The organism is Flavobacterium chungangensis (assembly GCF_042654045.1).
Taxonomy (GTDB): Bacteria; Bacteroidota; Bacteroidia; order Flavobacteriales; family Flavobacteriaceae; genus Flavobacterium; species Flavobacterium chungangensis.
In genome coordinates, this window is the sequence record NZ_JBHSFY010000001.1 from 319,785 (window position 1) to 343,452 (window position 23,668).

At 33.2% G+C, this 23,668-nt stretch carries 21 protein-coding genes and 2 pseudogenes; 11 read left to right on the forward strand and 12 right to left on the reverse strand.

All coding sequences use genetic code 11. The features are described 5' to 3' along the window. Positions 1-135: 135 nt before the first annotated feature. Positions 136-2,985: a pectate lyase family protein gene (locus tag ACFO3N_RS01425; protein WP_379794932.1), complete on the forward strand. Its 2,850-nt coding sequence runs from the start codon at positions 136-138 to the stop codon at positions 2,983-2,985. Between the two features lie 51 nt (positions 2,986-3,036). Here ACFO3N_RS01425 and ACFO3N_RS01430 read toward each other — a convergent pair whose 3' ends face one another. From ACFO3N_RS01430 to ACFO3N_RS01455, 6 genes are all read right to left on the reverse strand, one after another. Then, positions 3,037-3,453 carry a hypothetical protein gene (locus tag ACFO3N_RS01430; RefSeq protein ID WP_379794933.1) on the reverse strand — a complete coding sequence of 139 codons (417 nt, stop codon included), beginning with the start codon at positions 3,451-3,453 and terminating at the stop codon, positions 3,037-3,039. Beyond that, on the reverse strand, positions 3,422-3,985 hold the full coding sequence (locus ACFO3N_RS01435; RefSeq protein WP_379794934.1) for a LemA family protein: 564 nt from the start codon (positions 3,983-3,985) through the stop codon (positions 3,422-3,424). The genes ACFO3N_RS01430 and ACFO3N_RS01435 overlap by 32 nt, the downstream gene beginning before the upstream one ends. A 6-nt stretch (positions 3,986-3,991) precedes the next feature. Then, the gene (locus ACFO3N_RS01440; RefSeq protein ID WP_379794935.1) at positions 3,992-5,035 is read right to left on the reverse strand and encodes a hypothetical protein; all 1,044 of its coding nucleotides are present in this window, start codon (positions 5,033-5,035) and stop codon (positions 3,992-3,994) included. A 30-nt stretch (positions 5,036-5,065) separates the two neighbouring features. Beyond that, a complete protein-coding gene (locus ACFO3N_RS01445) occupies positions 5,066-5,878 on the reverse strand; it encodes a leucine-rich repeat domain-containing protein (protein WP_379794936.1) in 813 nt (270 codons plus the stop codon). Positions 5,879-6,006: 128 nt separating this feature from the next. Beyond that, positions 6,007-7,560 (reverse strand): L-piperidine-6-carboxylate dehydrogenase, encoded by a 1,554-nt coding sequence (gene amaB / locus ACFO3N_RS01450; RefSeq protein WP_379794937.1) that lies wholly within the window; start codon positions 7,558-7,560, stop codon positions 6,007-6,009. 65 nt (positions 7,561-7,625) lie between these two features. Next, positions 7,626-8,249, reverse strand: a complete 624-nt coding sequence (locus ACFO3N_RS01455; protein ID WP_379794938.1) for a hypothetical protein — start codon at positions 8,247-8,249, stop codon at positions 7,626-7,628. A gap of 112 nt (positions 8,250-8,361) precedes the next feature. Between ACFO3N_RS01455 and ACFO3N_RS01460 the strand changes: the two genes are divergently transcribed. Beyond that, positions 8,362-9,318, forward strand: coding sequence for an MBL fold metallo-hydrolase (locus ACFO3N_RS01460; RefSeq protein WP_379794939.1), 957 nt, complete (start codon positions 8,362-8,364; stop codon positions 9,316-9,318). Positions 9,319-9,335: 17 nt separating this feature from the next. Here ACFO3N_RS01460 and ACFO3N_RS01465 read toward each other — a convergent pair whose 3' ends face one another. From ACFO3N_RS01465 to ACFO3N_RS01475, 3 genes are all read right to left on the reverse strand, one after another. Beyond that, positions 9,336-9,524 (reverse strand): hypothetical protein, encoded by a 189-nt coding sequence (locus ACFO3N_RS01465; protein ID WP_379794940.1) that lies wholly within the window; start codon positions 9,522-9,524, stop codon positions 9,336-9,338. Between the two features lie 87 nt (positions 9,525-9,611). Next, positions 9,612-10,151 (reverse strand): 3-hydroxyanthranilate 3,4-dioxygenase, encoded by a 540-nt coding sequence (locus ACFO3N_RS01470; RefSeq protein ID WP_286971470.1) that lies wholly within the window; start codon positions 10,149-10,151, stop codon positions 9,612-9,614. A 115-nt stretch (positions 10,152-10,266) separates the two neighbouring features. After that, the gene (locus tag ACFO3N_RS01475) at positions 10,267-11,367 is read right to left on the reverse strand and encodes an endonuclease/exonuclease/phosphatase family protein (RefSeq protein ID WP_379794941.1); all 1,101 of its coding nucleotides are present in this window, start codon (positions 11,365-11,367) and stop codon (positions 10,267-10,269) included. 167 nt (positions 11,368-11,534) lie between these two features. Between ACFO3N_RS01475 and ACFO3N_RS01480 the strand changes: the two are divergent. The 6 genes and pseudogenes from ACFO3N_RS01480 to ACFO3N_RS01505 all read left to right on the forward strand — a co-directional run bounded on the left by ACFO3N_RS01480 (position 11,535) and on the right by ACFO3N_RS01505 (position 18,006). After that, positions 11,535-12,572: pseudogene (locus ACFO3N_RS01480) on the forward strand (serine hydrolase domain-containing protein). A 154-nt stretch (positions 12,573-12,726) separates the two neighbouring features. Beyond that, the gene (locus ACFO3N_RS01485; RefSeq protein ID WP_286971473.1) at positions 12,727-13,626 is read left to right on the forward strand and encodes a S66 peptidase family protein; all 900 of its coding nucleotides are present in this window, start codon (positions 12,727-12,729) and stop codon (positions 13,624-13,626) included. Between the two features lie 194 nt (positions 13,627-13,820). Then, positions 13,821-14,192, forward strand: a complete 372-nt coding sequence (locus ACFO3N_RS01490) for a YraN family protein (RefSeq protein WP_379794942.1) — start codon at positions 13,821-13,823, stop codon at positions 14,190-14,192. A gap of 124 nt (positions 14,193-14,316) precedes the next feature. Further along, positions 14,317-14,973 carry a hypothetical protein gene (locus tag ACFO3N_RS01495; RefSeq protein ID WP_008466087.1) on the forward strand — a complete coding sequence of 219 codons (657 nt, stop codon included), beginning with the start codon at positions 14,317-14,319 and terminating at the stop codon, positions 14,971-14,973. 414 nt (positions 14,974-15,387) lie between these two features. Further along, positions 15,388-15,519, forward strand: a pseudogene (locus ACFO3N_RS01500) (sigma factor-like helix-turn-helix DNA-binding protein); the annotation flags it as partial. A 339-nt stretch (positions 15,520-15,858) separates the two neighbouring features. Beyond that, a complete protein-coding gene (locus ACFO3N_RS01505) occupies positions 15,859-18,006 on the forward strand; it encodes a glycoside hydrolase family 97 protein (protein ID WP_379795185.1) in 2,148 nt (715 codons plus the stop codon). A 165-nt stretch (positions 18,007-18,171) separates the two neighbouring features. Here ACFO3N_RS01505 and ACFO3N_RS01510 read toward each other — a convergent pair whose 3' ends face one another. Then, positions 18,172-18,726, reverse strand: coding sequence for a DUF5683 domain-containing protein (locus ACFO3N_RS01510; RefSeq protein ID WP_379794943.1), 555 nt, complete (start codon positions 18,724-18,726; stop codon positions 18,172-18,174). A 179-nt stretch (positions 18,727-18,905) separates the two neighbouring features. Here ACFO3N_RS01510 and ACFO3N_RS01515 point away from each other — a divergent pair, with 179 nt between their 5' ends. The 3 genes from ACFO3N_RS01515 to ACFO3N_RS01525 are packed head-to-tail and all read left to right on the forward strand — an operon-like array spanning position 18,906 to position 19,545. Continuing rightward, positions 18,906-19,055 carry a hypothetical protein gene (locus ACFO3N_RS01515; RefSeq protein WP_379794944.1) on the forward strand — a complete coding sequence of 50 codons (150 nt, stop codon included), beginning with the start codon at positions 18,906-18,908 and terminating at the stop codon, positions 19,053-19,055. Further along, the gene (locus ACFO3N_RS01520; RefSeq protein ID WP_379794945.1) at positions 19,039-19,281 is read left to right on the forward strand and encodes a hypothetical protein; all 243 of its coding nucleotides are present in this window, start codon (positions 19,039-19,041) and stop codon (positions 19,279-19,281) included. Before ACFO3N_RS01515 ends, ACFO3N_RS01520 begins: the two co-directional genes overlap by 17 nt. Positions 19,282-19,284: 3 nt before the next feature. Further along, positions 19,285-19,545: a DUF6169 family protein gene (locus tag ACFO3N_RS01525; RefSeq protein WP_379795186.1), complete on the forward strand. Its 261-nt coding sequence runs from the start codon at positions 19,285-19,287 to the stop codon at positions 19,543-19,545. A 66-nt stretch (positions 19,546-19,611) separates the two neighbouring features. On the opposite strand, the gene mfd is transcribed toward ACFO3N_RS01525, so the two are convergent. After that, positions 19,612-22,977, reverse strand: coding sequence for a transcription-repair coupling factor (gene mfd, locus ACFO3N_RS01530; RefSeq protein WP_379794946.1), 3,366 nt, complete (start codon positions 22,975-22,977; stop codon positions 19,612-19,614). Then, positions 22,970-23,578 (reverse strand): hypothetical protein, encoded by a 609-nt coding sequence (locus tag ACFO3N_RS01535; protein ID WP_248728991.1) that lies wholly within the window; start codon positions 23,576-23,578, stop codon positions 22,970-22,972. The genes mfd and ACFO3N_RS01535 overlap by 8 nt, the downstream gene beginning before the upstream one ends. Positions 23,579-23,668 lie beyond the last annotated feature (90 nt).

The following is a 23,668-nucleotide window of genomic DNA, read 5'->3' on the forward strand; positions in this document are numbered from 1 at the left end:
TCCTCTTTTTTTTAGCAAAAAAATTATACTATTAAAAATTAATATATAATTTTGTGTAATCGATTACAATTAAACCACTTGGAATCGGAAGTAAAAACCACTTACTTATTTTATTAACTATCTTAAACAAACCTTATGAAAAAAAACCTACTTTTCGTGGCTGTCTTTCTCATGACAGTTCAATTATGGGCCCAAACTATCCAAATTAATGAAGCTTCTGGCTGGTTGGAAACTGCTTTTGTAAAATGGCAGCCTGTCAGTGGTGCCCAAACTTACAATGTCTATTATACTGGTAATGGATTTACAGACAAAAAAATAGATGATCAGCTTATTCGCAGTTATGGTTCTTATTTCCGTGCTGACATTCCAGGGCTTAAAGCTGGAACGTACACTGTAAAAGTAAAACCTGTTGTAAATGGCACAGAAGGAACTGGAGCTACAACAGGAAATCTAACTGTAACTGCACACGACAGAAACGGATTTGCTTTTGATGGCGGTCGTGTTCCTGGAGGATACAAAGCAGACGGAACTCCTAAAGACAATGCGGTAATTTTGTACATTACACAAAATACTAAAAACACCATTTCAATGAATATTACTGGTGCAAGCTCAAATCCTTGTATTGGTTTACAGAATATTCTTTATGCTATCAAGAAAGGAAAAGATACACGTCCATTTATTATTCGTTTAATCGGAAATATCACTGATATGACAGTTATGGAAGGTGGAGATGTAGTTATTGAAAATGCAAACAACGCTTCTAGCTATGTTACCATTGAAGGTATTGGAGATGATGCTGTAGCAAATGGATGGGGAGTTAGGCTGAAGTCGGCTTCAAACATAGAAGTAAGTAACCTCGGATTCATGAATTGCGACAGTACTGCAGGCGATAACGTAGGAATGCAACAAGACAATGACCACGTTTGGGTTCATAACTGTGATTTATTCTACGGAAATGCAGGAAGCGATGCTGACCAAATAAAAGGTGACGGAGCATTAGACAATAAAACCTCGACTTACATTACAATGTCTTACAACCACTTTTGGGATAATGGAAAAGCGAGCCTTCTTGGATTAAGCGAAGGAACAACTTCTGGTTTATATGTTACGTATCACCACAACTGGTTTGATCATTCAGATTCACGTCATCCTCGTGTGCGTTATTATTCAGCACATATTTATAACAACTATTACGATGGTGTTTCTAAATATGGAGCAGGATCAACTTTAGGATCTTCACTTTTTATTGAAGGAAATTATTTTAGAAATAGTAAGCACCCAATGCTAACTTCACTTCAAGGTTCTGATATTTGGGACGAAGCAAACCAAGTGAATAATGCTGGAACAATGGGAACATTCTCAGGTGAAGCTGGAGGAAGCATTAAAGCTTTCAACAATACTTTTGATGCTTCTAACGGAACAAACAATATGCGTTTTGTAGCTTATAATGATCCAAATCCATTGTACAATATTTCAGGAAAAATAAGCTCTACAACAGATTTTGATGCTTACGTAGCCGCAACAAGAGGAGAAACGGTAAGCAGTACAGTAAAATCTAAATCGGGCGCCAATGTCTACAACAACTTCGATACAGATGCTAATTTGTATGTAAAAAATCTAGTAATCGATACTCCAGCTGCGGCGAAAACAAAGACTACTCAATATGCAGGACGTGTTTCTGGTGGAGATTTAAAATGGACATTTAACAATGCAACAGATGATACTTCTTCATTAGTAATAACTGCATTAAAAACAGCTCTTACAAATTATACGGGAACTTTAGTAGCTGTACAAGGAGAAGGAAATCCACCTGCTGGAACGCAAACCTTAACTTTGACTTCTGCATCAAACAACAATCAAACGGTTGCAAGTGGTACTGCAATCTCTTCAATCGTATTTACATGGGGCGGAGATGCAACTGATGCAACCGTAACAGGATTGCCTGCGTCTGGATTATCTTTTGTAAAAAATTCTACAGCTAAAACTATAACTATTACGGGTACGCCAACTGCAACAGTTTCGTATTCCATTGCAACTTCTGGAACTAGTGGTTCCCCAGCCACTGGTTCTGGAACTGTAACCGTTACCGCTGCTGGAACACAAACATTAACTTCATCTGGCAACAACAGCCAAACGGTTTCTTCTGGAACTGCTATTGCTTCGATTGTATTTACTTGGGGCGGAAACGCTACAGATGCAACTGTAACTGGATTACCTGCTTCTGGATTGTCTTTTGTAAAAAATACAACAGCAAAAACTGTAACTATTACAGGAACGCCAATAGCAAATGTATCTTATTCTGTAACAACATCAGGCACTGCAGGAACACCTGTAACAGCATCAGGAACAATAACGGTTACAACAGGCTCAACTGGCGGATCTGAGCTTCATAACTTTACAACTTCTGGAAAAACAAGTACGTTCTACTCTATTACAGGAAACATGAATTCAACTCCTGGATCTGTGACCTATAACGGATTAACATTGACAGAGCGTTTAAAAATAGAATCTAACACATCAATAACCTATACAACAACAAGTTCATCAACTTTAACTTTAGTTTTCGATTCAAGCTTTACTGGAACGATTAAAGTAGACAATGTTTCTTATACAGCATCGGCAGGTATCGTAACGGCTTCAATTGCTGCTGGTTCTCATACTATAACAAAAGGCTCTGTTGCTAATTTATTCTATATTAGTACAGTTTACAGTGGAGCGACTTTAAAAATGGCTGCAGTAGCCGAAACTACAACTGTAGAATCAGCAAAAATAATTTTATATCCTAATCCTGTTTCAAGTACATTATACTTATCAGATCCAGAACAGAAAGTACAAAAAGTACTTATTTATAATATTTCTGGAAACCTTGTAATTAATTCTGGAAACTCTGAAAGCATTGATACAAGCGGTTTAATTCCTGGAACTTATCTAGCTAAAATTTATACCGTTGACGGGTCATTTAACCAAACATTAATTAAAAAATAACTTAACTTAAAAAGGCTTCCAAATCTGGAAGCCTTTTTTACTTTATTATCATTATCTTCTTCGATTTCTAAACTCCTCTTGTTCTGTAACTTTTCCAAATTCATTCAAACATTTTTTGATTGTTTCGAGATTAAAACCAACAAAAAACAACATTCCAATAAAAATGGTGATCCAACTGTACATAATTTTTACACCAGAAATATCTGAAGCCACAACATAAAAGACAATTGTTGGCAAAATAGCCACAAGTAATGTTAATCCTAAAGATAACATAAGCGGATTAATAAAATAGCTATTGAAACTTTTAAGACCCAGTTTTCTAATCACTATTGAAACAAATAACAGCGCAACAATACTAAAAATAATACCTGCAAAACCATAGATTAGAACTTGGTCTCCTAGATTGTTAATCTGGTTTTCATGACCAAAAAAAGTATTAAAACTGAATCCCATCATACTTTTTTTCATCGAGTGTAACATCAAATAAACCTTGCGTTTTATAACCGATCATTTTGGCTAAAATAAAATTAGGGAATTCCTGAATTCCAACATTATAAAGACTTACACTATCATTAAAAAACTCTCTCCTGTCTGCAATTTTATCTTCCATTTGAGAAACTCTTTTCTGCAATTCTAGAAAATTATTGTTGGATAAAAGAGCGGGATAATTTTCAGAAACTGCAAATAGATTTTTCATGGTTTTTGAAAACTCATTGGCATTTTCTATTTTTTCATCAACTGTTTTTGAATTCAAAAAATCAGTTCTTAATTTGGTCAAACTGGTTAGCATTGCAGTTTCATGTTCCATAAATTTCGAAGCTACTTTTACCAATTCTGGAACTTCATCAGCTCTCTGCATTAAAATAACATCAATGTTTCTAAAAGCTTTCTCATAATTATTCTTTAGCATAACCAACTTATTATAAATTCTGATAAGTACATTAAAAAATATAAGTATGAGAAGTAATCCAACAATTAAGGCAATGTTTTGAGCGGTCATATTTTTTTAATTTAAAATGATATAAATGAGTATAAGGGAAATGAAAAACAAAGTCACCAAAAAAGAGTCTAATAAAGGTTTATATTTATTTCTGAATGAAATACTTCTCGGCATAGCAATGCCAAAAACAGTATCTGGACTTCCTTTTCTAATTATGGTAGTACCATTGTCTGAATCTGCGTAACCTATAAGAAGCATATAATCATTGCTTTTTAAGTACGTTTCGGTATATCTGGTCTTTCCTCCTGCTTGATTATCTATTCTGTTGAAATAATATTCTAATCCTTCCCCATCTACTGTTACCGAGCCTGTTTCGTCTTTTATCTTAAATTTACCTGTTTTAATTTCTGAAAAAATAGTGCTGTAAGTCGTTCTTCCATCATCATCGCGAGGACTTTCTTTTTCAATTTTATAATAATATCCAATACAAGGTTTATTAAAATAGGGCGAAATAATGGGTTCAATTTCTTCTAAATCTCCTACAATCTCTACCTGACCCATCGCTATTGCATCAATTTTTGAAGTTGGCAAAATAGACTGCAGCCTCATAAATTTGCTTTTATTACTTGGGAAAAATATAGAACTAACTACAATGAAACCTGGAATAATGAGCAAAAGAAGTTTCAAATTTCCATTTTCAGCCAAATAGATAAAAGATAGAATAATACCGATCAAAACAACGATTCCAAGGATTTTTTTACTCAATGGTGTTTTTTGAATATTATGTTTTCGATTGAATTTTTCCCTTTCTATCCTTTCCTCTTTACTGCTTCTAATTCCCGAAACAATCATTCCAATAAAAGCCGATAAAAAAACAGACAAAAACAATAGCAATACAACTGCCAAAGGATACGAAGAATCAATTAAAAAACTTACTCCAACAATTGCAGGAGATAAAACAAAAAACAGCCAAGATGGAAATTTAAAATTAAAAAGTCCTGAATAAATGACCGTCTGGAACAAAGCAATTCCTAAACTAAAAAGCATCAGAAAAACAACCTCTACGGCATCTGTTTTATTTTGAGTTAAAAATTCGAAAAGATCATTCATAAAATGATAAATAATGATATTGTTAAAGGTTTAAAATAGGATCTCAACTTCCGTAGAAAGTAATTTTCTGATTTTATTTCTCTCTACATCTGAAATTGGATTATTACTTAAATCCAAACCAATCAATTTACTCAATTTATTGATTTCATTTGGAACTTCGGTAATTTGGTTATGACTTAAAATAAGGAACTTCAAATTTTTAAACTTCAAAATCTCTTCAGGAAATAGTGTCAATTTGTTCTTAGACAAATCCAATTCTAGTACTAATTCTGGTTTTAATTTCGCTTGTTCCAGATCATAGAAAGATGTTTTTTCCCTTTTCTTCTCTTCTTTGTTTTTACTCAAAAGTCCCAATCCTGCTAAAATAAGTGCGGCTACAAAAAAGATGCACAAAAAAGCAACCCATACAGGATCTTGATTTTTTTCGTTTGTGAAAAGTCTTTGGTAAATATAAAATGCCATTCCGAAAAACAGAACCAGAAATAAACCTAAAAAAATTAAATAAAGAAGGTATTTAAAAAAGGTAAAAATCACTTTTTTCACGCTGGAAGTATTTTTTGCAAATCGGAAATAGACAACTAACGCCAAGATTAAGACCCAAAAAACAGCAACTCCAATTTTAGCCCATAGGTTTCCATTTTCAATAATCGAAAAGGAAATAAAAGTTGGAAACATCAAAACAAACCAAATAATTATTCCTCCAATTCCAATAGAAACGCAGCCAATTTTATCCTCTTTCCCGTTTGATTTCAACCAAAAATAGGCCAATAAAAATGATAAAAGAAGAACTCCAAGAAATCCGTATCCAAATGGGGTAAGTCCGGCTAAAAAAAATAGAGTCATTTTGGGTTGCTTATAATTTATAGAAAGTTTAGGCTAATAAAAGTAAAAATACTACAAATTTTTAGCATTAAAAAACCGCCTTTCTCAAATACTGAAAAAAGCGGTTTTATTTATTTTAAACTTCCTGCCTACAAGTCAAATTTAATTCCCTGTGCTAACGGAAGATTTGTAGTATAATTAATGGTGTTGGTCTGACGTCTCATGTAAATTTTCCATGCATCAGATCCTGACTCACGCCCTCCTCCTGTTTCTTTTTCACCACCAAAAGCACCTCCGATTTCAGCACCAGAAGTTCCTATGTTTACGTTTGCAATTCCGCAATCAGAACCTGTTGCAGATAAAAACCTTTCAGCTTCACGCAAATTATTCGTCATAATAGCAGAAGATAATCCTTGCGCAACGCCATTCTGAATTTCGATGGCATTCTCTACTTCTCCAGAATATTTAATTAAATACAAAACCGGAGCAAATGTTTCATGCTGTACAATTTCAAACGAATTTTCAGCTTCTGCAATTGCAGGTTTTACATAACAGCCACTCTCATAACCTTGACCAGAAAGCACCCCTCCTTCAACAAGAATTTTTCCACCTTCGGCTACAACTTTATTCAAAGCAGCGGCATACATTTCAACAGCATGAGTATCAATTAGCGGTCCAACATGATTATTTTCGTCAAGCGGATTTCCGATTCTTAATTGTTTATAAGCCGCAACCAGAGCATCTTTTACTTTATCATAAATACTCTCATGAATAATCAGTCTTCGAGTTGAAGTACAACGTTGTCCAGCAGTTCCAACAGCACCGAAAACAGCACCAATAACCGTCATTTTTATATCTGCATCTGGAGTAACAATAATAGCATTATTTCCTCCTAATTCTAATAATGATTTTCCTAGTCTTCCTGCAACAGTTTGTGCTACGATTTTCCCCATTCGGGTAGAACCTGTAGCTGAAATAAGCGGAATACGAGTATCCGCAGTCAATAATTCTCCTATTTTATAATCTCCGTTTATTAAACACGAAATTCCTTCTGGAAGATTGTTTTCTTTTATAACTTGAGCAATTATATTTTGGCAGGCAATTCCGCAAAGAGGTGTTTTTTCAGAAGGTTTCCAAACGCAGACATCACCAGAAATCCAAGCTAAAGCCGTGTTCCAAGACCAAACCGCAACCGGGAAATTAAATGCAGAAATAATTCCAACAATCCCAAGCGGATGATATTGCTCGTACATACGGTGTCCAGGTCTTTCAGAATGCATTGTTAACCCGTGAAGCTGGCGAGATAACCCTACTGCAAAATCGCAGATATCAATCATTTCTTGTACTTCACCATATCCTTCTTGCAATGATTTCCCCATTTCGTAAGAAACCAATTTACCAAGCGCTTCTTTATTTTGTCTCAATTTTTCTCCAAACTGACGCACAATTTCACCACGCTGTGGAGCAGGAATCAATCTAAAAGTTTTAAAAGCTTCTGCCGCAGTTTGAATTGTTTTTTCGTAATCTGCTGCCGTTGACATTTTTACCGAAGCAATTAATTTTCCATCAACTGGCGAATAACTTTCTAGGATTTCTCCAGAAGAAAAATTATTAATTCCTGTCGAAGTTCCTTCATTTATTGTCTTGATGCCCAATTTATCAAGAGCTTCCTTCATTCCAAATTGCGATGCTATTGTTGTCATTGTAACTTTTTTGGTTAAAATTGTTATATTTTTATGTAAAGATATTATTTTAGAATTAATTTTAATTATTTGTCGCTTTTAAAAACACGCTTATTTTTAAGAAACAATAAAAGCAGAATAACAAAAAGAATAAAACTCAGACTTGATAAAATACAAATCACTTTATTTTTTCTTTCTAATTTTTCTTCAAATGATTTTTTAACTAAATCTATTTGATATTCAATGTTATTCTGAAATTTAATGATTTGTACACCTCGATTTTTTTTTGATTTATTATACAACTCATCTAACAATTCTAATTCACTATTCTGAATATTTTGTAATAGATTCGTTCTCGAACATATCGAACAGCCTAAAGCATTATAATCTTTTTTGGTATAAATCAAATACTGTTTTCCTTTTTCAAAATAATAATCACAAGATCCCATACTAACTCCTAAAATCGTTCTAAAACTTTGTTCATTAATAATCTCATCTTTATAAATTTTTGAAATTTTAATAGTATAGGAATACATTTTTTGACCATATTCAGAATATAAAGAACTATCAACTTTAACTACTTTTCCAATAAAAACCTGATGAGCTAGCTCCCAATTTTCTTTTATTGATGGTTTTCCTGAGCAATCACAGCAATATACTTCTGAGCTCATTAAAAACAAAAACAGTAAAAATAGTACCTTTCTAATCATCTTATATATTTTGGTTAAATGTAAATTTAGGATTAATTAATATGATTTTTTCCAAAATTGAGTGCTTTATTTCTCTTTATTGATGAAATTTGCAATTCTAATTTTTTTAAATATGAATAATTTTCATCGCTTTTTTCTTTGCATCATTTTAATTTCATCTATTGCTTTTTCCCAAAAGGAAAAAACCTCTTTTTCTGTAGTTCCATTGGGAGTAATGGGTGGTATCGACGAGAAAAATCTTTCTGCTTATTTAATCGCTCCAGCCAATACAACTGATTATATCTGTCTAGACGCTGGAACTGTAAACTCTGGAATCGAAAAAGCCATAGAAAAGAAAACTTTTACAGTTTCTACAAGCGAAGTTTTACGAAAATACATCAAAGGATATTTGATTTCTCATGCACATTTAGATCATGTGTCAGGTTTGATAATCAATTCTCCAGCCGATTCTTCGAAAACGGTTTATGCTACAAAGAAATGCATGGAAATGATGGAAAACCACTACTTCAACGATCAGACTTGGGCTAATTTTGGAGATGCAGGTCCTGGTTTTCATATCAAAAAATATCATTTTCAGACTTTAGATTTGGCGAAAGAAACTCTTTTGACCAATGCTAAAATGACCGTTAAAGCATTTCCTTTAAGCCATGTTAATCCGTTTGAAAGTACCGCTTTCTTAATTAAAAACGACAATAATTATGCTTTGTATTTAGGTGATACAGGGCCTGACGAAGTAGAAAAAAGCAATAATCTTCGCAATTTATGGACAGTTGTTGCGCCATTGGTTAAGGCCAAGAAATTGAAAGGAATTTTTATTGAAGTTTCGTTTCCAAATGAACAGCCCGATAAATTTTTGTTTGGTCATTTGACTCCGAATTATTTAATGAAGGAACTTCATGTTTTAGAGGAATTAGCAGGAAAAGGTTCTCTGGAAAACTTTAAAATTATTATTACACATTTGAAACCGCCGGCAAAGAATATTGCAAAAATTAAAGAGCAGTTAAAAGCTCAAAACAATTTAGGATTGAAGATTATTTATCCTGAGCAGGGGAAAAAATTAGAATTATGATTTATTAGTCAAAGTTTTCATTGATTGTAAAGATCAAGATCGCTTCTTTTAATTAAACCTTTTTTCTCTAATTTAATAAGCATTTCTTCATGTGTAATAAAATTACCTGCACGAAATTCTTCTTTTGCTTGCTCGATGTCTGCTTTTAATTCTAAAATAAATTTTTCCTCATCGTCTAGTTTTTCATTATTGTTTTCAGTATTCATTTTAAAATTATATTAATCCATTCATATTATAAACCCGACACGTTTTTGAAACCTGTCAGGTTTCATATTTCTATCAAATAAAATATTTTATTTCTTAGCAGTAAATCTAGGATCGGTTTCCATAACAGTTCCACAATTATCACAAGTTCTTAATTCTTCTGAATTGTAGAAGTGCTCAAAATGAGGAAGAAAGTCTTTCTCTATATTATGAAGTTCAAAATACACTTCATACAATTTATGATTGCAGTTATCGCAATGCCAAAGCAAACCATCTGTAAAACCTTGTCCAGCGCGTTTTCTTTCGATCACAAGTCCGATAGAACCTTCTGAACGGACAGGAGAATGCGGCACTTTTGCAGGATGCAGATACATATCGCCTGCATTTAATTCCATTTCTTTACGCTGTCCATCTTCCTGAATAACAACCTTAATGCTTCCTTCCAACTGATAAAAAAGCTCTTCTGTTTCATTATAATGATAATCTTTTCGCGCATTTGGACCTGCAACAATCATTACAATGTAATCTCCAGAATCAACATACAGGTTTTTATTTCCAACAGGCGGTTTTAATAAATGACGGTTTTCGTCAATCCATTGCGTCAGGTTAAAAGGTTTTGCTATAGCCATTTTTATTCAAAATTTATGAAAAGCTAAGGTAGTGAAATTGTAGAGACGCACCGCAGTGCGTCTATGGGTTTGTATTTTAATTTCTGAAAAACTTCAGACGCACTGCAGTGCGTCTCTACCTTAAAAACTCTTTTATCAAATAAACATAAACCGGAAAATGATCACTAAAACCTGCTTCCCTCAATGTATTCCGCAACGGATATCCTTTATATGCACCAGAATTTTGAATAAGATAAGGTTTATTGAAAATCCCTGCTTTCCAAAAATTAAAAGTCGAAAAATCAGCTTTAACGAAGGATTCTGTTAGGATAATTTGATCAAAAATATTCCAAGAGTCTCTATAAGCAATAGTTCCTAAGCCTTTTTTAGCAAGCTCTTCAAAAGGATTAAAAACTCCAAATTCTTGAACTTCTGTTTTTACTCCGCGTGCGCCTAGCCCTGTTTTTATACTTTTATTAAATGGTCCGTCATTAAAATCTCCCATTGTCAATACTTTTGCCTGCGGATTAATTTGTTGTAATGAATCAATAATTTTTCGGTTTAATTTTCCTGCAGCTTCCCGAAATACCATTGTTGCTTTTTCTCCGCCAGATCTGGACGGCCAGTGATTGACAATAATATGAATTTCTTCATCTTCCAAAAATCCCGAAACCAAAAGCTGGTCTCTTGTAAAAACTCGATTTTTATTTTCTTTTTTAATTTCAATTTCGTCATCCAAAACTTCTGCTTCTTGTTCTTTTTTGACCATTTCTTTTTTATAAATAATTAAAGGAATATTCGAATAAGAAGTGGGTCGAAAATGTTTTTTCTGATATAACAAAGCCACATCGATTCCTCGTTTGTCTGGAGAATCAAAATGAATGATTCCTAAATCTAATGGCAATAGCTTTGGTTCTTTTATTAAATCTTCTAAAACGCCACGATTCTCGATTTCAGCTCCTCCAATTAAAGTTGGAGCATTTGAATTCTCGGGTGTACCAATTTCAGATATTACCCTCGCCAAATTTTTTAATTTCTGCTGATATTTCTCTATTGTCCAATGCTGCGCCCCGTTTGGAGTCCATTCATCATCATTTGTAAATTCATCATTTACAGTGTCGTACAGATTTTCAAAATTGTAAAAAGCTACGGTGTGTATTTTGTATTTTTTGGGTTGGCTAAACAGAACATTCAACGCAAAAAGAATAATCAAAGAGAATTTATATTTTAACGGCATAGAGAAGATTTTTAAAAAGACAAACTTAATTAATTTGTAAGATTTTTACTTGAATAAAATTTAAAAATATTACATTTGTTTCTAATAAAACTCTTGTATCTTGCTGAAAAAATCTGACAATTTATAACATGAAAAAAATACTGTTTTTTGCTTTATTCTTGAGCTTTATGAATCCATTTTATGGGCAAAAAAATAGTTCCAGCGCAGAGGAAATCAGAAAACAATATAAAATTCCAGAATTGGCTTATGCAGTCGTTTCATCAGATTCTATTTTTGAAATTGAAGCTTTAGGATTTCAACGTTACAAGTCTTCTCATAAATCAAAAATTAATGATCTATTCCGTTTAGGATCCATCACAAAAACGGTCACAAGTTATATTGCGGCGACTTTAGTTAAAGAAGGAAAAATAAACTGGGATACTAAATTTTTTGATTTATATCCTGAATTAAAAGCAGCAAGTAATCCAGAAATTTATAATGTAACCCTGCAAGATTTCTTGACATTTAGAGCGCCAATACCGACTTGGTCTTAAGGAAATGAAACTCCAAATCAACAAGAAATTAAAGGAAATAATCAAGAACAGCGTTATGAGTTTATAAGCTGGTTTTTTAAGCAAAAACAAATTATTACAGAAAAACAAGAATGGTATGGCTCCAATCCAAGTTTTGTTGCTGCAGGTTTAATGCTCGAAAAAGCAACAGGAAAGAGTTATGAAACTTTATTGCAAGAATTGGGTAAAAAGCTAAATATTAACTTCGGTTTTGGACAACCAAACGTGACTGATATAAACCAGCCGTGGGGACATGATGAAAATTTGAAGCCCGAAAAACCATTTGTAAATTATAAATTAAATTGGCTTTCATCAGCAGGAAATATCAATGTAAATCTTCCTGATTTTTGCAAATTTACACAGATGCAACTGCAAGGTTTGTTAGGAAAATCAAAAGTATTGTCTGAAGAAGAATTTAATAAAATGCATTTTGGTTTTTCTGAATTTTCTTTTGGATGGTATTCTGAAATAAATGAAAAATCGGGTCTAAAATATTCTTTTCACTACGGAAATCCAGGAACATTTTTAACCAAAGTGTATATTTGCAAAGACATCGATAAAGCTTTTATCTTATTTGCCAATGTTCAGTCTGAAGAAGCAGACAAAGGTTTAATGTTACTTTTGGCCGAGCTTCAAAAACAATATGGAGGTTAAATTGCTAAACCTTAAAAATTAATTTTATAATTTTAAGCACAAGAAAAAAATGAATAAAAACTGCTTTCACCATATAAAGAGACACTTTGTCTTTTGTAAACTCGCATTTCTTATTTTTGCTTTACATTCATTCAACTGTCAATCTCAACAAAACATGATAACACCGCCTTATTTACAAAAAGGAGATACTGTCGCTCTTTTGGCAACAGCAAGAAAAAACATTGACGACAATTTAAAACCAACAATAGATTTATTGCATAGTTGGGGTTTAGAGGCCGTAATCGGATCTACAATTGGTTTAGATTATCATCAATTGGCTGGAACAGATGAACAGAGAGCTGCCGATTTTCAGAAACAAATGGACAATCCGAATATTAAAGCGATCTGGTGCGTTCGCGGCGGATATGGCACTGTTAGAATGTTAGATTTACTAGATTTTACTAAATTTAAACAGCATCCTAAATGGGTTATCGGTTTTAGTGATGTAACGGTTCTACATAATCATTTGAATACGATGGGCTATAAATCTATTCATGGTATTATGCCAGTAACGGTTCCTAGAGCAACTCCAGATGCCGTCAGCTCATTAAAAGCCGCTTTATTTAACGAACCTATTTCTTACTCTATTAGTCCAAATCCTATGAATCGTTTAGGAAGTGCTACTGGAGAATTGGTTGGAGGCAACTTGTCTATTTTATATAGTTTGTTAGGATCACCATCGGCAATTGACTGCAAGGATAAAATTTTATTTATCGAAGATTTAGACGAATATCTATATCATATTGACCGTATGATGATGAATCTAAGACGTAACGGATGTATCGAAAATCTAAAAGGAATTATCATTGGCGGAATGACAAGCATGAAAGACAATGAAGTTCCTTGGGGGAAAAATGCATTGGAAATTATTGATGATGTTACGAAAAAATACAATATTCCAGTCATTTTTAATTTTCCAGCCGGTCATATTAGAGACAACAGAGCTTTAATTATGGGAAATACTGTTTCTATAGAAGTTACAGCTTCTGGAAGTACGGTTACTTTTAAAAAGTAATATCACATTGCTTAGGATCTAAGCAAATCTAACAATACCACATAAAATCTCGCAAAGACGCGAAGTCGCAAAGTTTTAGTATTCTTTGTGGCTTCGCGTCTTTGCGTGCAAAAAACATAAAATTAATATGACGCTTTCAAAAACTCAAAACTCAAAACTTGAAACCTGAAACTTGAAACAAAAAAACAAAACCCATGGCAGAACATAACGATTTAGGAAAATTAGGAGAAGATCTCGCTGCGGCACATCTTGAAGAAAATGGATATTCGATTATAGAACGAAACTTTGTTATCCAAAAAGCAGAAATAGATATAATTGCACAAAAAGATAATATTTTGGCAATTGTTGAAGTTAAAACTCGTTCGAGTTTAGATTTTGGTTCTCCGCAAGATTTTGTGAAGTCCAAAAAAATCCAATTACTCATTAAAGCAGTAAATGCCTACATAAACGATAGGGAAAAGGATTTTCAAGAAGATTTAGAAATCCGTTTTGACATCGTTGCAGTCCATAAAAATGGCGAATCATTTGCAATTGAACATCTTACTGATGCTTTTTATCACTTTTAACATATTTTTTTATTGTTATAATTGTAACAATTTGTTTTTTTATTTATATTTGCAAAGAATTATAACATCGCAATGTTAAATTAACTACCAACTCAACTGTTACCAAAAAAAAAAAAAAAAGATTATGAAAACTGTTTCTTCTATTGTAGAAAACTACATTAAAACAAAACCATTTTTATTAAATGCCCTGTCACTCGGAATTATTAACCTAACTTCACTTTCGCGAAATATTATGACCGAATTAGAAAGTGAGTTTGGCAAAGAAGTAAAACAAGGCGCTGTTGTAATGTCTTTAAAACGACTAACGGAAGAACTAGATTTTAAACTAAACCACAAAATCAATAAAGTAATTAAAAATATTGGTGAAATCACGGTTCGTTCGGAACTTACCGATTACACTTTCGCAGCGTCTGAAACTGTCTTAAACAAACAAGCAGATTTGATCTCTGATATTAATGCTTTATCTGATATTTTTTATACCTCATCTCGTGGAGTAAATGAAACGAATATTGTCGTGAGCAGCAGTGTAAATCACTTAGTTGAAAAACACTTTATGAGAGAAAAATTAATCCAGAAATTGGATAATTTAGCTTCTATCACTGTAAAATTACCAAAAGAAAACATTGTTGTTCCTGGTATTTACTATTTCATATTCCAGCGTTTGGCTTGGGAAGGAATTATCATCAACGAGGTAATTTCGACTTCAAATGAATTTACTATTTTAGTTGGAGAAGATCAAGTTGATGTTGCTTTTAAAGTAATTAAAGACTTGAAAAATTAATTAAATAAGATCTAAAGAATCGCTTTGATTCTTCTTTATAACACAAAAATCCTTTTGTCTTTTTAATAAAAGATGAAAGGATTTTTTTTAGAATAAAAAAGTACATCAACATAATTCTATTTTAGCAAATAAGAATATTCTCAAAAGTAAAATTCAGAAATTACTTTCTACTTCAGAAAAGCGTCAATATGACACTTACTTGTAAAATGCCACTTTACACAACATTTTATGTCTTTCTCTAAAAAAACTAACAAAAAATTTGAATTAAGTTTTTTTATATATGATTTGTTGAGAATAATATTTTTATATATTTGTGAAGAAGTCAGGCATCAGACCTCGAATTTTGATAGTTTAATACCATTGGGATTAAATAAATGCAAGTTAAACAATCTATAAAAATAGCTCCCACCCAAAAGACGTCAGATTTTAAAATGTCGGAAAAAAGGAATGAGCGACGAAGAAATAAGCAAAGAACTCGGAATCTCGATAAATACAGTCCGGAACCAAATGAGTAAAGCGCTCAAATTGATGCGCGGTTTTTTTTAACTTCATACTAAAATTATCTAACCAAAACCACAAATATTACCCTTAAAATCACTCTTCGGAGTGATTTTTTTTTTGATCAATTCCAAGTTTTATATTTCCGCAAAGTTTTTCTCATTTTAATTTTGAACGAAGAAATCTCTTAACTACACGACTCCAATTGCTTTGCCTAATACCAACTGGAAAAATGCATTAACTGGAAGCACAATTTCTGTTGATTCAGAAATTAATTAGAAGCTTACCAATATTTAATACCTAAAAAAGAATAAAAGTTTATAATAAAGTTAGATTTGCAAAAAACTAAATAAAATGAATTTTCAATCCCAAAAAACATTGCTTCAAATGCGTTTGAACAAAAAAACAGCGCTTTTATTTTTTGCTATCCTAAGTGTATTTTTACTTCAGGCACAAGAAGTAACTTCGCCAGACAAAAATCTTTCTCTAAAATTTGAATTAAAAGAAGGCGGTATTCCGTCTTACCAATTATCATACAAACAAAAACCAGTTATCAAACCAAGTTCTTTAGGTCTAGAGCTTAAAAACAATGCTTCGTTTATGGATGGTTTTACCATTACAAATACAGCACAATCTTCTGTTGATGAAAATTGGAATCCGGTTTTAGGAGAAGAAAAAACAATTCGTAATCATTACAACGAATTGATTGTCACTTTAGCGCAAGCGAAAAACAACAATAGATTTATCCGTATTCGTTTCCGTTTATTCAACGACGGATTGGGATTTAGATACGAATTTCCGAAACAAAATGACCTGAATTATTTTGTAATTAAAGAAGAGCGCACCGAATTTCAATTGGCTGGAAATCATAAAGTTTTCTGGATTCCAGGAGATTATGACACCAACGAATATGCTTATACAACATCAAAGATTTCAGAAATCCCTTCTTTGATGAAAAAAGCTACGATTGAAATCAATGCACAGCAGCCAATTAAAGAATTGTCAGTACAAACACCATCTATGATGAAGTCTGATGATGGTTTATATATCAACATTCACGAAGCAGGATTAATTAATTATCCCGCAATGTATCTTGAAGTTGATGCTAAAACCAACAAAATGACAAGTCATTTAGCACCAGATGCCGTTGGTGCAAAAGGTTATATGCAGACTGATGCTCAAACACCTTGGAGAACTATTGTGGTAAGTGATAAAGCAACTGATATTTTAGCTTCAAAATTAATTTTAAACCTTAACGAACCAACCAGTTACAAAGATGTTTCATGGATTAAACCAGTAAAATACATTGGAATTTGGTGGGAATATTTTGTTGCAGGAAGAAGTACGTGGGCTTTTGGAAAAGAAAACAACGTAAAAATGACAGATGATTTTACGAAACTTACTCCAAACGGAAAACACGGAGCTACAACAGAACGCGCCAAAGAATACATTGATTTTGCTTCTAAAAATGGCTTTGATGCAATCCTTATCGAAGGTTGGAACATTGGCTGGGAAGACTGGATTGGCAACTGGAAAGAAGACGTTTTTGATTTCGTTACCGCATATCCTGATTTTGATGTAAAAGCGGTTCATGCTTATGCAGCTTCAAAAGGTGTAAAAATTATCATGCACCATGAAACTTCAGGCTCTGCAACCAATTACGAACGTCGTCTAGATCGTGCTTTTCAATTTATGAATGATAACGGTTATGATGCTGTAAAAACAGGTTATGTAGGACAGATTATTCCGCGTGGAGAACATCATGACGGACAATGGATGGTAAATCATTACATCAACGTTGCGAAACGTGCTGCCGATTATAAAATTATGATCAACAGCCACGAAGCCGTTCGACCAACGGGATTAAACCGAACTTTTCCAAACTGGATTGCTCAGGAATCAGCGCGCGGTACCGAGTTCGAATCTATGGGAGGATTAGCTCCAGATCACACTACAATTCTGCCATTTACCCGCTTAATGGGAGGCCCAATGGATTATACTCCAGGAATTTTCCAGACTGATCTTTCGTATTACGGAACAGGAAGTTCGCAAAGAGTAAACACGACTTTAGTAAAACAATTGGCTTACTATGTAACGATGTACAGTCCGTTGCAGATGGCGGCTGATATTCCTGGAAATTACGAGCGTTTTCCAGATGCATTTCAGTTCATTAAAGACGTAGCTGTAGATTGGGATAACAGTTATATTCTAGAAGCCGAACCTGGAGATTACATTACAATTGCTCGTAAAGCAAAAGGCAAAAACGAATGGTTTATTGGCGGAATTACAGATGAAAATGCCAGAACAGCAAACATTTCTTTCGATTATTTACCTGCAGGAAAAAATTTCGTTGCCACCATTTATGCCGATGCTAAAGACGCCAATTGGAATCAAAATCCACAGAAATATACGGTTGCTAAAGTTATCGTAAACTCAAAAAGCAAATTGAAGCAGTATTTAGCTCCAGGCGGTGGTGCTGCCATCAGCATAAAAGAAGGAATGGCTTCAGATTTAAAAGGATTGAAAAAGTTATAATTTAAAGTGCTAAGATACTGAGGCATTTAGTTTCTTAGTTTTTTGCCACGAATTTTACACTAGATTATTTCTAAAGATTTTAAAGCTACTAAAAAACTGATCGTTAAATGAATTCGATTTGGTTAAAATAGAAAAGCGCATGATTATCATGCGCTTTTCTATCTTTTAAAATGTGTAATTCAGAGCAAATCCTAAATTATTCTCCGACGTGATTTCATTTTTATTTAATGTGGGTTTAAAAGCTAAATTCTCATTTACATTAAACTGAGATAAAGCGGCATCAACGTTGGCGTCGATAATATTTAAGACATAAAAACCAACCATACACAAAGCAGATAAATCTCTATTTCTTTGATAGCCTTTTTGAGCTGTAATCAACTGGCTTTCGCTTAATCCTGCTAAAAATTCAGAATCGCTTTTTTTTCCTTCAAGCCTATTTTTGTATTCATTTCTATAAAGATTGTAATTCTTCTGATTGTCGATGTAGAAATAAGCACTCGTACCAATCGCACCATATACCAAAGGAAGTTTCCAATATTTTTTATTATAAATCTGTCCTAAACCAGGCAAAACTGCCGAATAAAAAGCTGCTTTTGCTGGACGAAGCGGATCGATTGTTTCTGATTTTAAGGAATCATTTGAAATAATTCTATCTTTTCCCTGAGCGAAAATTGAAGTACATCCAAGAAATAAAAAAAGAACAAGAAGTTGATTCTGCATATAAAGTGTCTTTGAAAATTTTGGTTCAAAGAAAACTTTTTAGTTCTAAGGTTTTTCTTAAATAAAAGATAAAGAAAACTTAATTTTTAAATCAACTGATAATCAATAAAATACTTTTAAAAAGAAAAAATAATACTACAAATTTTGCAATATTCAACTTAAAACTGTTACTTTGCAACATGAAAACTACAACAGTAAATAAGGAAGCAATTAAACAAGTCATTATCAAGATGAGAGATGATAAGGTTGCTGTACGCTCTTTTTTACAAGGTAAAACTTCTACAGAAACCTTAACTTTAAAAGGTATCAAACTTGTTAAAACAATATAATTATTCTTTTAATTCTGATTCTGGTTATTATAGTTTCTTTACAAAAAGACAAATTGAATACAGAATTGCTTTCTATGAAGATTTTACATTAGCATCTTGCGTTGGGAACGATATAGAACTTGGAAATGTTTATCAAATTACCATTGACAAAATTAGCTCTCAACCTGAACAATTTGATGTATTGATTTCAAAAACAATCAAAAACATTATTACCGCATTTTTTTAAAATATTCATGATGCATTAATTTATATCTGCGATGATAATGATAAAAAAGCATTTCAAAGATTTTCTGTTTTTGATAGATGGTATAAAAAAAGTTCCATGACCAATTATATCACAAAGCTTGATAATATTATTGAATTTGATTCTGATACAGAAACTATTAAACTTTATACATCTCTAATGTTTCATAAAGAAAATACTAATTTTAAAACCATAACAGAAGCTTTTAATAATATCAGCAATGTTTTAAATGGAGAAAAACCATAGCTAGTTCTAGCAACAAAAAACCGATATATTTCTATATCGGTTTTTTATTATTTATTACTATACACTTTACTCCTCAAACAACTCCATCAATTCCAGCGCACGTTTTATCGACTTCACATTTTCAAAAGTCAATAACAAGCGTAATCCGTTTACGGTTTGTTTTTCTTTCATTTTGCAAAGATTACTATGCTTTTGAACAAAGTTTAAAACATTTCTAAACTTCACCGACTGGTAATAATCTGATTGTTGATCGGATACGAAATAACCAATCATTTTGCCTTGTTTCAAGACTAATTTCTCGATTCCGACTTTTGTAGCAATCCATTTTATTCTAATGCTGTTTAACAATGCTGTTGCTTGTTTTGGCAATGGTCCGAAACGGTCAATTAATTTTTTCTCAAATTCCTGTAAACCAGCTTCATCTTTTATTGCTCCTAACTCGTTGTATAAAACCAAACGTTCCGAAACGTTATTGATATATTCATCTGGGAATAAAAGCTCAAAATCGGCATCGATTTGAATGTCTTTTACGTATTCTTTTGTGTCAATATCATTTTCTTCAGGATACAAATCTTTGAATTCGTTTTCCTTTAATTCTTCAATCGCCTCATTCATGATTTTTTGGTACGTATCAAAACCAATTTCGTTAATGAACCCGCTTTGTTCTCCGCCCAATAAATCTCCTGCGCCACGAATCTCAAGATCTTTCATGGCAATATTGAAACCACTTCCCAATTCGCTAAATTGTTCCAACGCCTGAATACGCTTTCTCGCATCTTCCGTCATTGACGAATACGGCGGACATATGAAATAACAAAATGCTTTTTTGTTGCTTCGCCCTACTCGACCGCGCATTTGATGCAAATCTGATAATCCGAAATTATTGGCGTTGTTAATAAAAATCGTGTTCGCATTTGGAACGTCCAAACCACTTTCGATAATGGTTGTTGCTACCAAAACATCAAAATCACCGTTCATGAAGCCTAACATCAATTCTTCGAGTTTGGCACCGTCCATTTGTCCGTGGCCAATTCCAACTCTTGCATTTGGAACCAAACGCTGAATCATTCCCGCCACTTCTTTTATGTTTTCAATTCTATTATTAATGAAGAAAACCTGTCCGTTTCTCTGAATTTCATACGAAATCGCATCACGAATAATTTCTTCATTAAAACCAACAACATTCGTTTCAATCGGATATCGATTTGGCGGAGGCGTTGTAATTACCGATAAATCTCGAGCCGCCATCAAAGAAAACTGCAGTGTTCTCGGAATTGGCGTTGCAGTCAAAGTCAGCGTATCGACATTGGCCGCAATGGTTTTCAGTTTATCTTTTACGTTAACTCCAAACTTTTGTTCTTCATCAACAATCAATAAACCTAAGTCTTTAAAAACTACATTTTTATTGACCAATTGATGTGTTCCAATTACAATATCTAGTTTTCCTTCAGCTAAATCTTTTAAAGTCTGCGTTTTCTGTTTTGCAGTTCTAAATCGGTTTAAATAACCAATTGTAACTGGCATATCTTTTAATCGTTCCGAAAAAGTTCTGTAATGCTGATACGCCAAAATCGTTGTCGGCACTAAAACAGCAACTTGTTTACTATTATCAACCGCTTTAAAAGCAGCACGAATCGCGACCTCTGTTTTACCAAAACCAACATCACCACAAACCAAACGATCCATTGGGCGATCGCTTTCCATATCGGCTTTCACTTCGGCCGTCGATTTCATTTGGTCTGGCGTGTCTTCGTAAATAAACGAACTTTCCAATTCGTTTTGAAGATAACTGTCTGGAGCAAACTGAAACCCTTTTTCTAAACGGCGTTTTGCATACAGCTGAATCAAGTTGAATGCAATATGTTTTACGCGCGCTTTGGTCTTTTGTTTTAAAACCTTCCAAGCGTTTGATCCAAGTTTATAGATTTTAGGAGGCGTTCCGTCTTTTCCGTTGTATTTCGAAATTTTATGAAGAGAGTGAATACTCACATACACAATGTCATTATCGGCATAAACCAATTTTATGGCTTCCTGGGTTTTGCCTTCAACCTGAATTTTCTGCAAACCGCCAAACTTTCCAATTCCGTGATCTATGTGTGTTACATAATCGCCTACAGAAAGTGCAGTTAATTCTTTTAAAGTGATATTCTGTTTCTTTGAATAACCGTTTTTAATGTTGAATTTATGATAACGCTCAAAAATCTGGTGATCTGTGTAAGCCGTTATTTGATTTTCTTCATCAATAAAACCTTGGTATAAAGGCAATACAATGGTATGATATTGTTTTCTGATGTTTTCTGAATTGGCTTCATCTAAGCTTTCAAAAATATCGTGAAAACGTTTTGCCTGCGTATCATTCGAACAAAACAGATAATTGACATATCCGTTAAAATGATTTTCGCTCAGATTATTCAGCAATAAATCAAATTGTTTATTGAAAGACGGCTGTGGCTGAATATGAAATTCGAATTTTTTAGTCGTTTTAAAAATAGGTCTTGAGGCCAATTCTACCACCGAAAAATCTAAAGCGCGTTTAATAAACGAAGCCTGATTTAAGAACAATTGCTCTGGCGTGGCGTGTTTTATTTCTTTCGACAATTTCTCAAAAGCTTCTTCTGCCCTTGCAAATTGTTTGTCTAACTGACTAAAAAGTCCGTCAGTATTTTGAATGAAAAGAACTGTTTTTTCAGCAATATAATCTAAGAAGCTTTCTCGGTTTTCCTGAAAAAGTTTGTTCTCCACATTTGGGATAATCGTGATTTTTTTATGTGTTTCGACAGATAATTGCGTTTCCACATCAAAAGTTCTGATGCTGTCTACTTCGTTTCCAAAAAACTCAATTCTGTATGGATGATCATTTGAGAAAGAGAATACATCGACAATTCCTCCACGAACTGAAAATTCGCCCGGTTCTGTAATGAAATCTACTCTTTTAAATTCGTATTCAAATAAAACTTCGTTGATAAAATCAATCGAAATTTTATCGTTTAAAGCCACTTTTAAAGTGTTTTTATCGAGTTCTTTTCTCGTAACAACTTTTTCAAAAAGTGCTTCAGGATACGTAACAATTACGGCTGGTTTTTTTCTTGAATTAATTCGGTTTAAAACCTCAGCGCGAAGCAGCACATTGGCGTTGTCTGTTTCATCAATCTGGTACGGACGGCGGAATGACGCTGGATAAAACAACACATCTTGTTCTCCAATCATTTGCTCCAGATCATTTAGATAATATGCCGCTTCTTCCTTATTGTCTAAAACAATCAGAAAAGGCAGTTCGGTTTTCCTGAAAACAGAACGTATTATAAAAGAAACAGCAGATCCCAACAATCCGCTGATATTCATTTTTACCTGATTTCCTTCCAGTAAACTTTTAGCAATCTGCTCGGCTTTTGGCAGATTATCGTAGGTTGTATATAAGGCGTTTTTACTCAACTTTTGGTATATTTTTATCTAAAGGCGGTGCCGAACTCGGAATCGCGCGTGTTGTGTCTAACATTCTAAGGAAATCTTCTTCTCCTTGTTCTTTAGGTATTTTGGCTTTTTCGACAATTTTATCCATTTGTCTTTCCAAAGAAATCAGCTCTTTATTTATTTCTTGTATCAAAAACACCACTTTATCATCTGGAATGGTGCTCAAATGAATAAATAAATCCAGCATTTTAATTTTAGTAATCAAAATAGAAATACGGCTTTTGATCTGTGGCTGATTAAACTGAGCCGGAATATTATTGTTTAAAGCCATTGCTTTCTTAGAAATCGCAGCCGATTTTTTCTGAAATGCCCCAATTGTCTTTCTAGGCTTTTCTCCAATTTCTTTATTAAATTCACGCCACTCTGTCCATGAATTCAATTGCGATTCTGAAATCTCATTAATGGGTTCGTCTAGAAAAGTCCAACCTTTATTTATGTTGTTAAAAATAGCTTCTTTCTTTTTTGCTTCTTTTGCATTTTCTGCAAGGCGTTTTTCATTTTCATTTTGGCAAGAAAATAACACAGTTGTCAAAAGCAGAAAAAGAGATATTTTGTATTTCATTTATTAAAATGTTAGGCTGCAAAGTTACGAAGTAAATTTACAATTATGAATTCTGTTTTTTGCTAAAGATTCTATAAATCAAGGTTATTT

Bases quoted from the DNA above. Each gene is read 5' to 3' on its own strand.
- ACFO3N_RS01425 (WP_379794932.1), top strand. From the start codon at position 136: ATGAAAAAAAACCTACTTTTCGTGGCTGTCTTTCTCATGACAGTTCAA.
- ACFO3N_RS01430 (WP_379794933.1), bottom strand. From the start codon at position 3,453: ATGAAAAAAAGTATGATGGGATTCAGTTTTAATACTTTTTTTGGTCAT.
- ACFO3N_RS01435 (WP_379794934.1), bottom strand. From the start codon at position 3,985: ATGACCGCTCAAAACATTGCCTTAATTGTTGGATTACTTCTCATACTT.
- ACFO3N_RS01440 (WP_379794935.1), bottom strand. From the start codon at position 5,035: ATGAATGATCTTTTCGAATTTTTAACTCAAAATAAAACAGATGCCGTA.
- ACFO3N_RS01445 (WP_379794936.1), bottom strand. From the start codon at position 5,878: ATGACTCTATTTTTTTTAGCCGGACTTACCCCATTTGGATACGGATTT.
- amaB (WP_379794937.1), bottom strand. From the start codon at position 7,560: ATGACAACAATAGCATCGCAATTTGGAATGAAGGAAGCTCTTGATAAA.
- ACFO3N_RS01455 (WP_379794938.1), bottom strand. From the start codon at position 8,249: ATGATTAGAAAGGTACTATTTTTACTGTTTTTGTTTTTAATGAGCTCA.
- ACFO3N_RS01460 (WP_379794939.1), top strand. From the start codon at position 8,362: ATGAATAATTTTCATCGCTTTTTTCTTTGCATCATTTTAATTTCATCT.
- ACFO3N_RS01465 (WP_379794940.1), bottom strand. From the start codon at position 9,524: ATGAATACTGAAAACAATAATGAAAAACTAGACGATGAGGAAAAATTT.
- ACFO3N_RS01470 (WP_286971470.1), bottom strand. From the start codon at position 10,151: ATGGCTATAGCAAAACCTTTTAACCTGACGCAATGGATTGACGAAAAC.
- ACFO3N_RS01475 (WP_379794941.1), bottom strand. From the start codon at position 11,367: ATGCCGTTAAAATATAAATTCTCTTTGATTATTCTTTTTGCGTTGAAT.
- ACFO3N_RS01485 (WP_286971473.1), top strand. From the start codon at position 12,727: ATGATAACACCGCCTTATTTACAAAAAGGAGATACTGTCGCTCTTTTG.
- ACFO3N_RS01490 (WP_379794942.1), top strand. From the start codon at position 13,821: ATGGCAGAACATAACGATTTAGGAAAATTAGGAGAAGATCTCGCTGCG.
- ACFO3N_RS01495 (WP_008466087.1), top strand. From the start codon at position 14,317: ATGAAAACTGTTTCTTCTATTGTAGAAAACTACATTAAAACAAAACCA.
- ACFO3N_RS01505 (WP_379795185.1), top strand. From the start codon at position 15,859: ATGCGTTTGAACAAAAAAACAGCGCTTTTATTTTTTGCTATCCTAAGT.
- ACFO3N_RS01510 (WP_379794943.1), bottom strand. From the start codon at position 18,726: ATGCAGAATCAACTTCTTGTTCTTTTTTTATTTCTTGGATGTACTTCA.
- ACFO3N_RS01515 (WP_379794944.1), top strand. From the start codon at position 18,906: ATGAAAACTACAACAGTAAATAAGGAAGCAATTAAACAAGTCATTATC.
- ACFO3N_RS01535 (WP_248728991.1), bottom strand. From the start codon at position 23,578: ATGAAATACAAAATATCTCTTTTTCTGCTTTTGACAACTGTGTTATTT.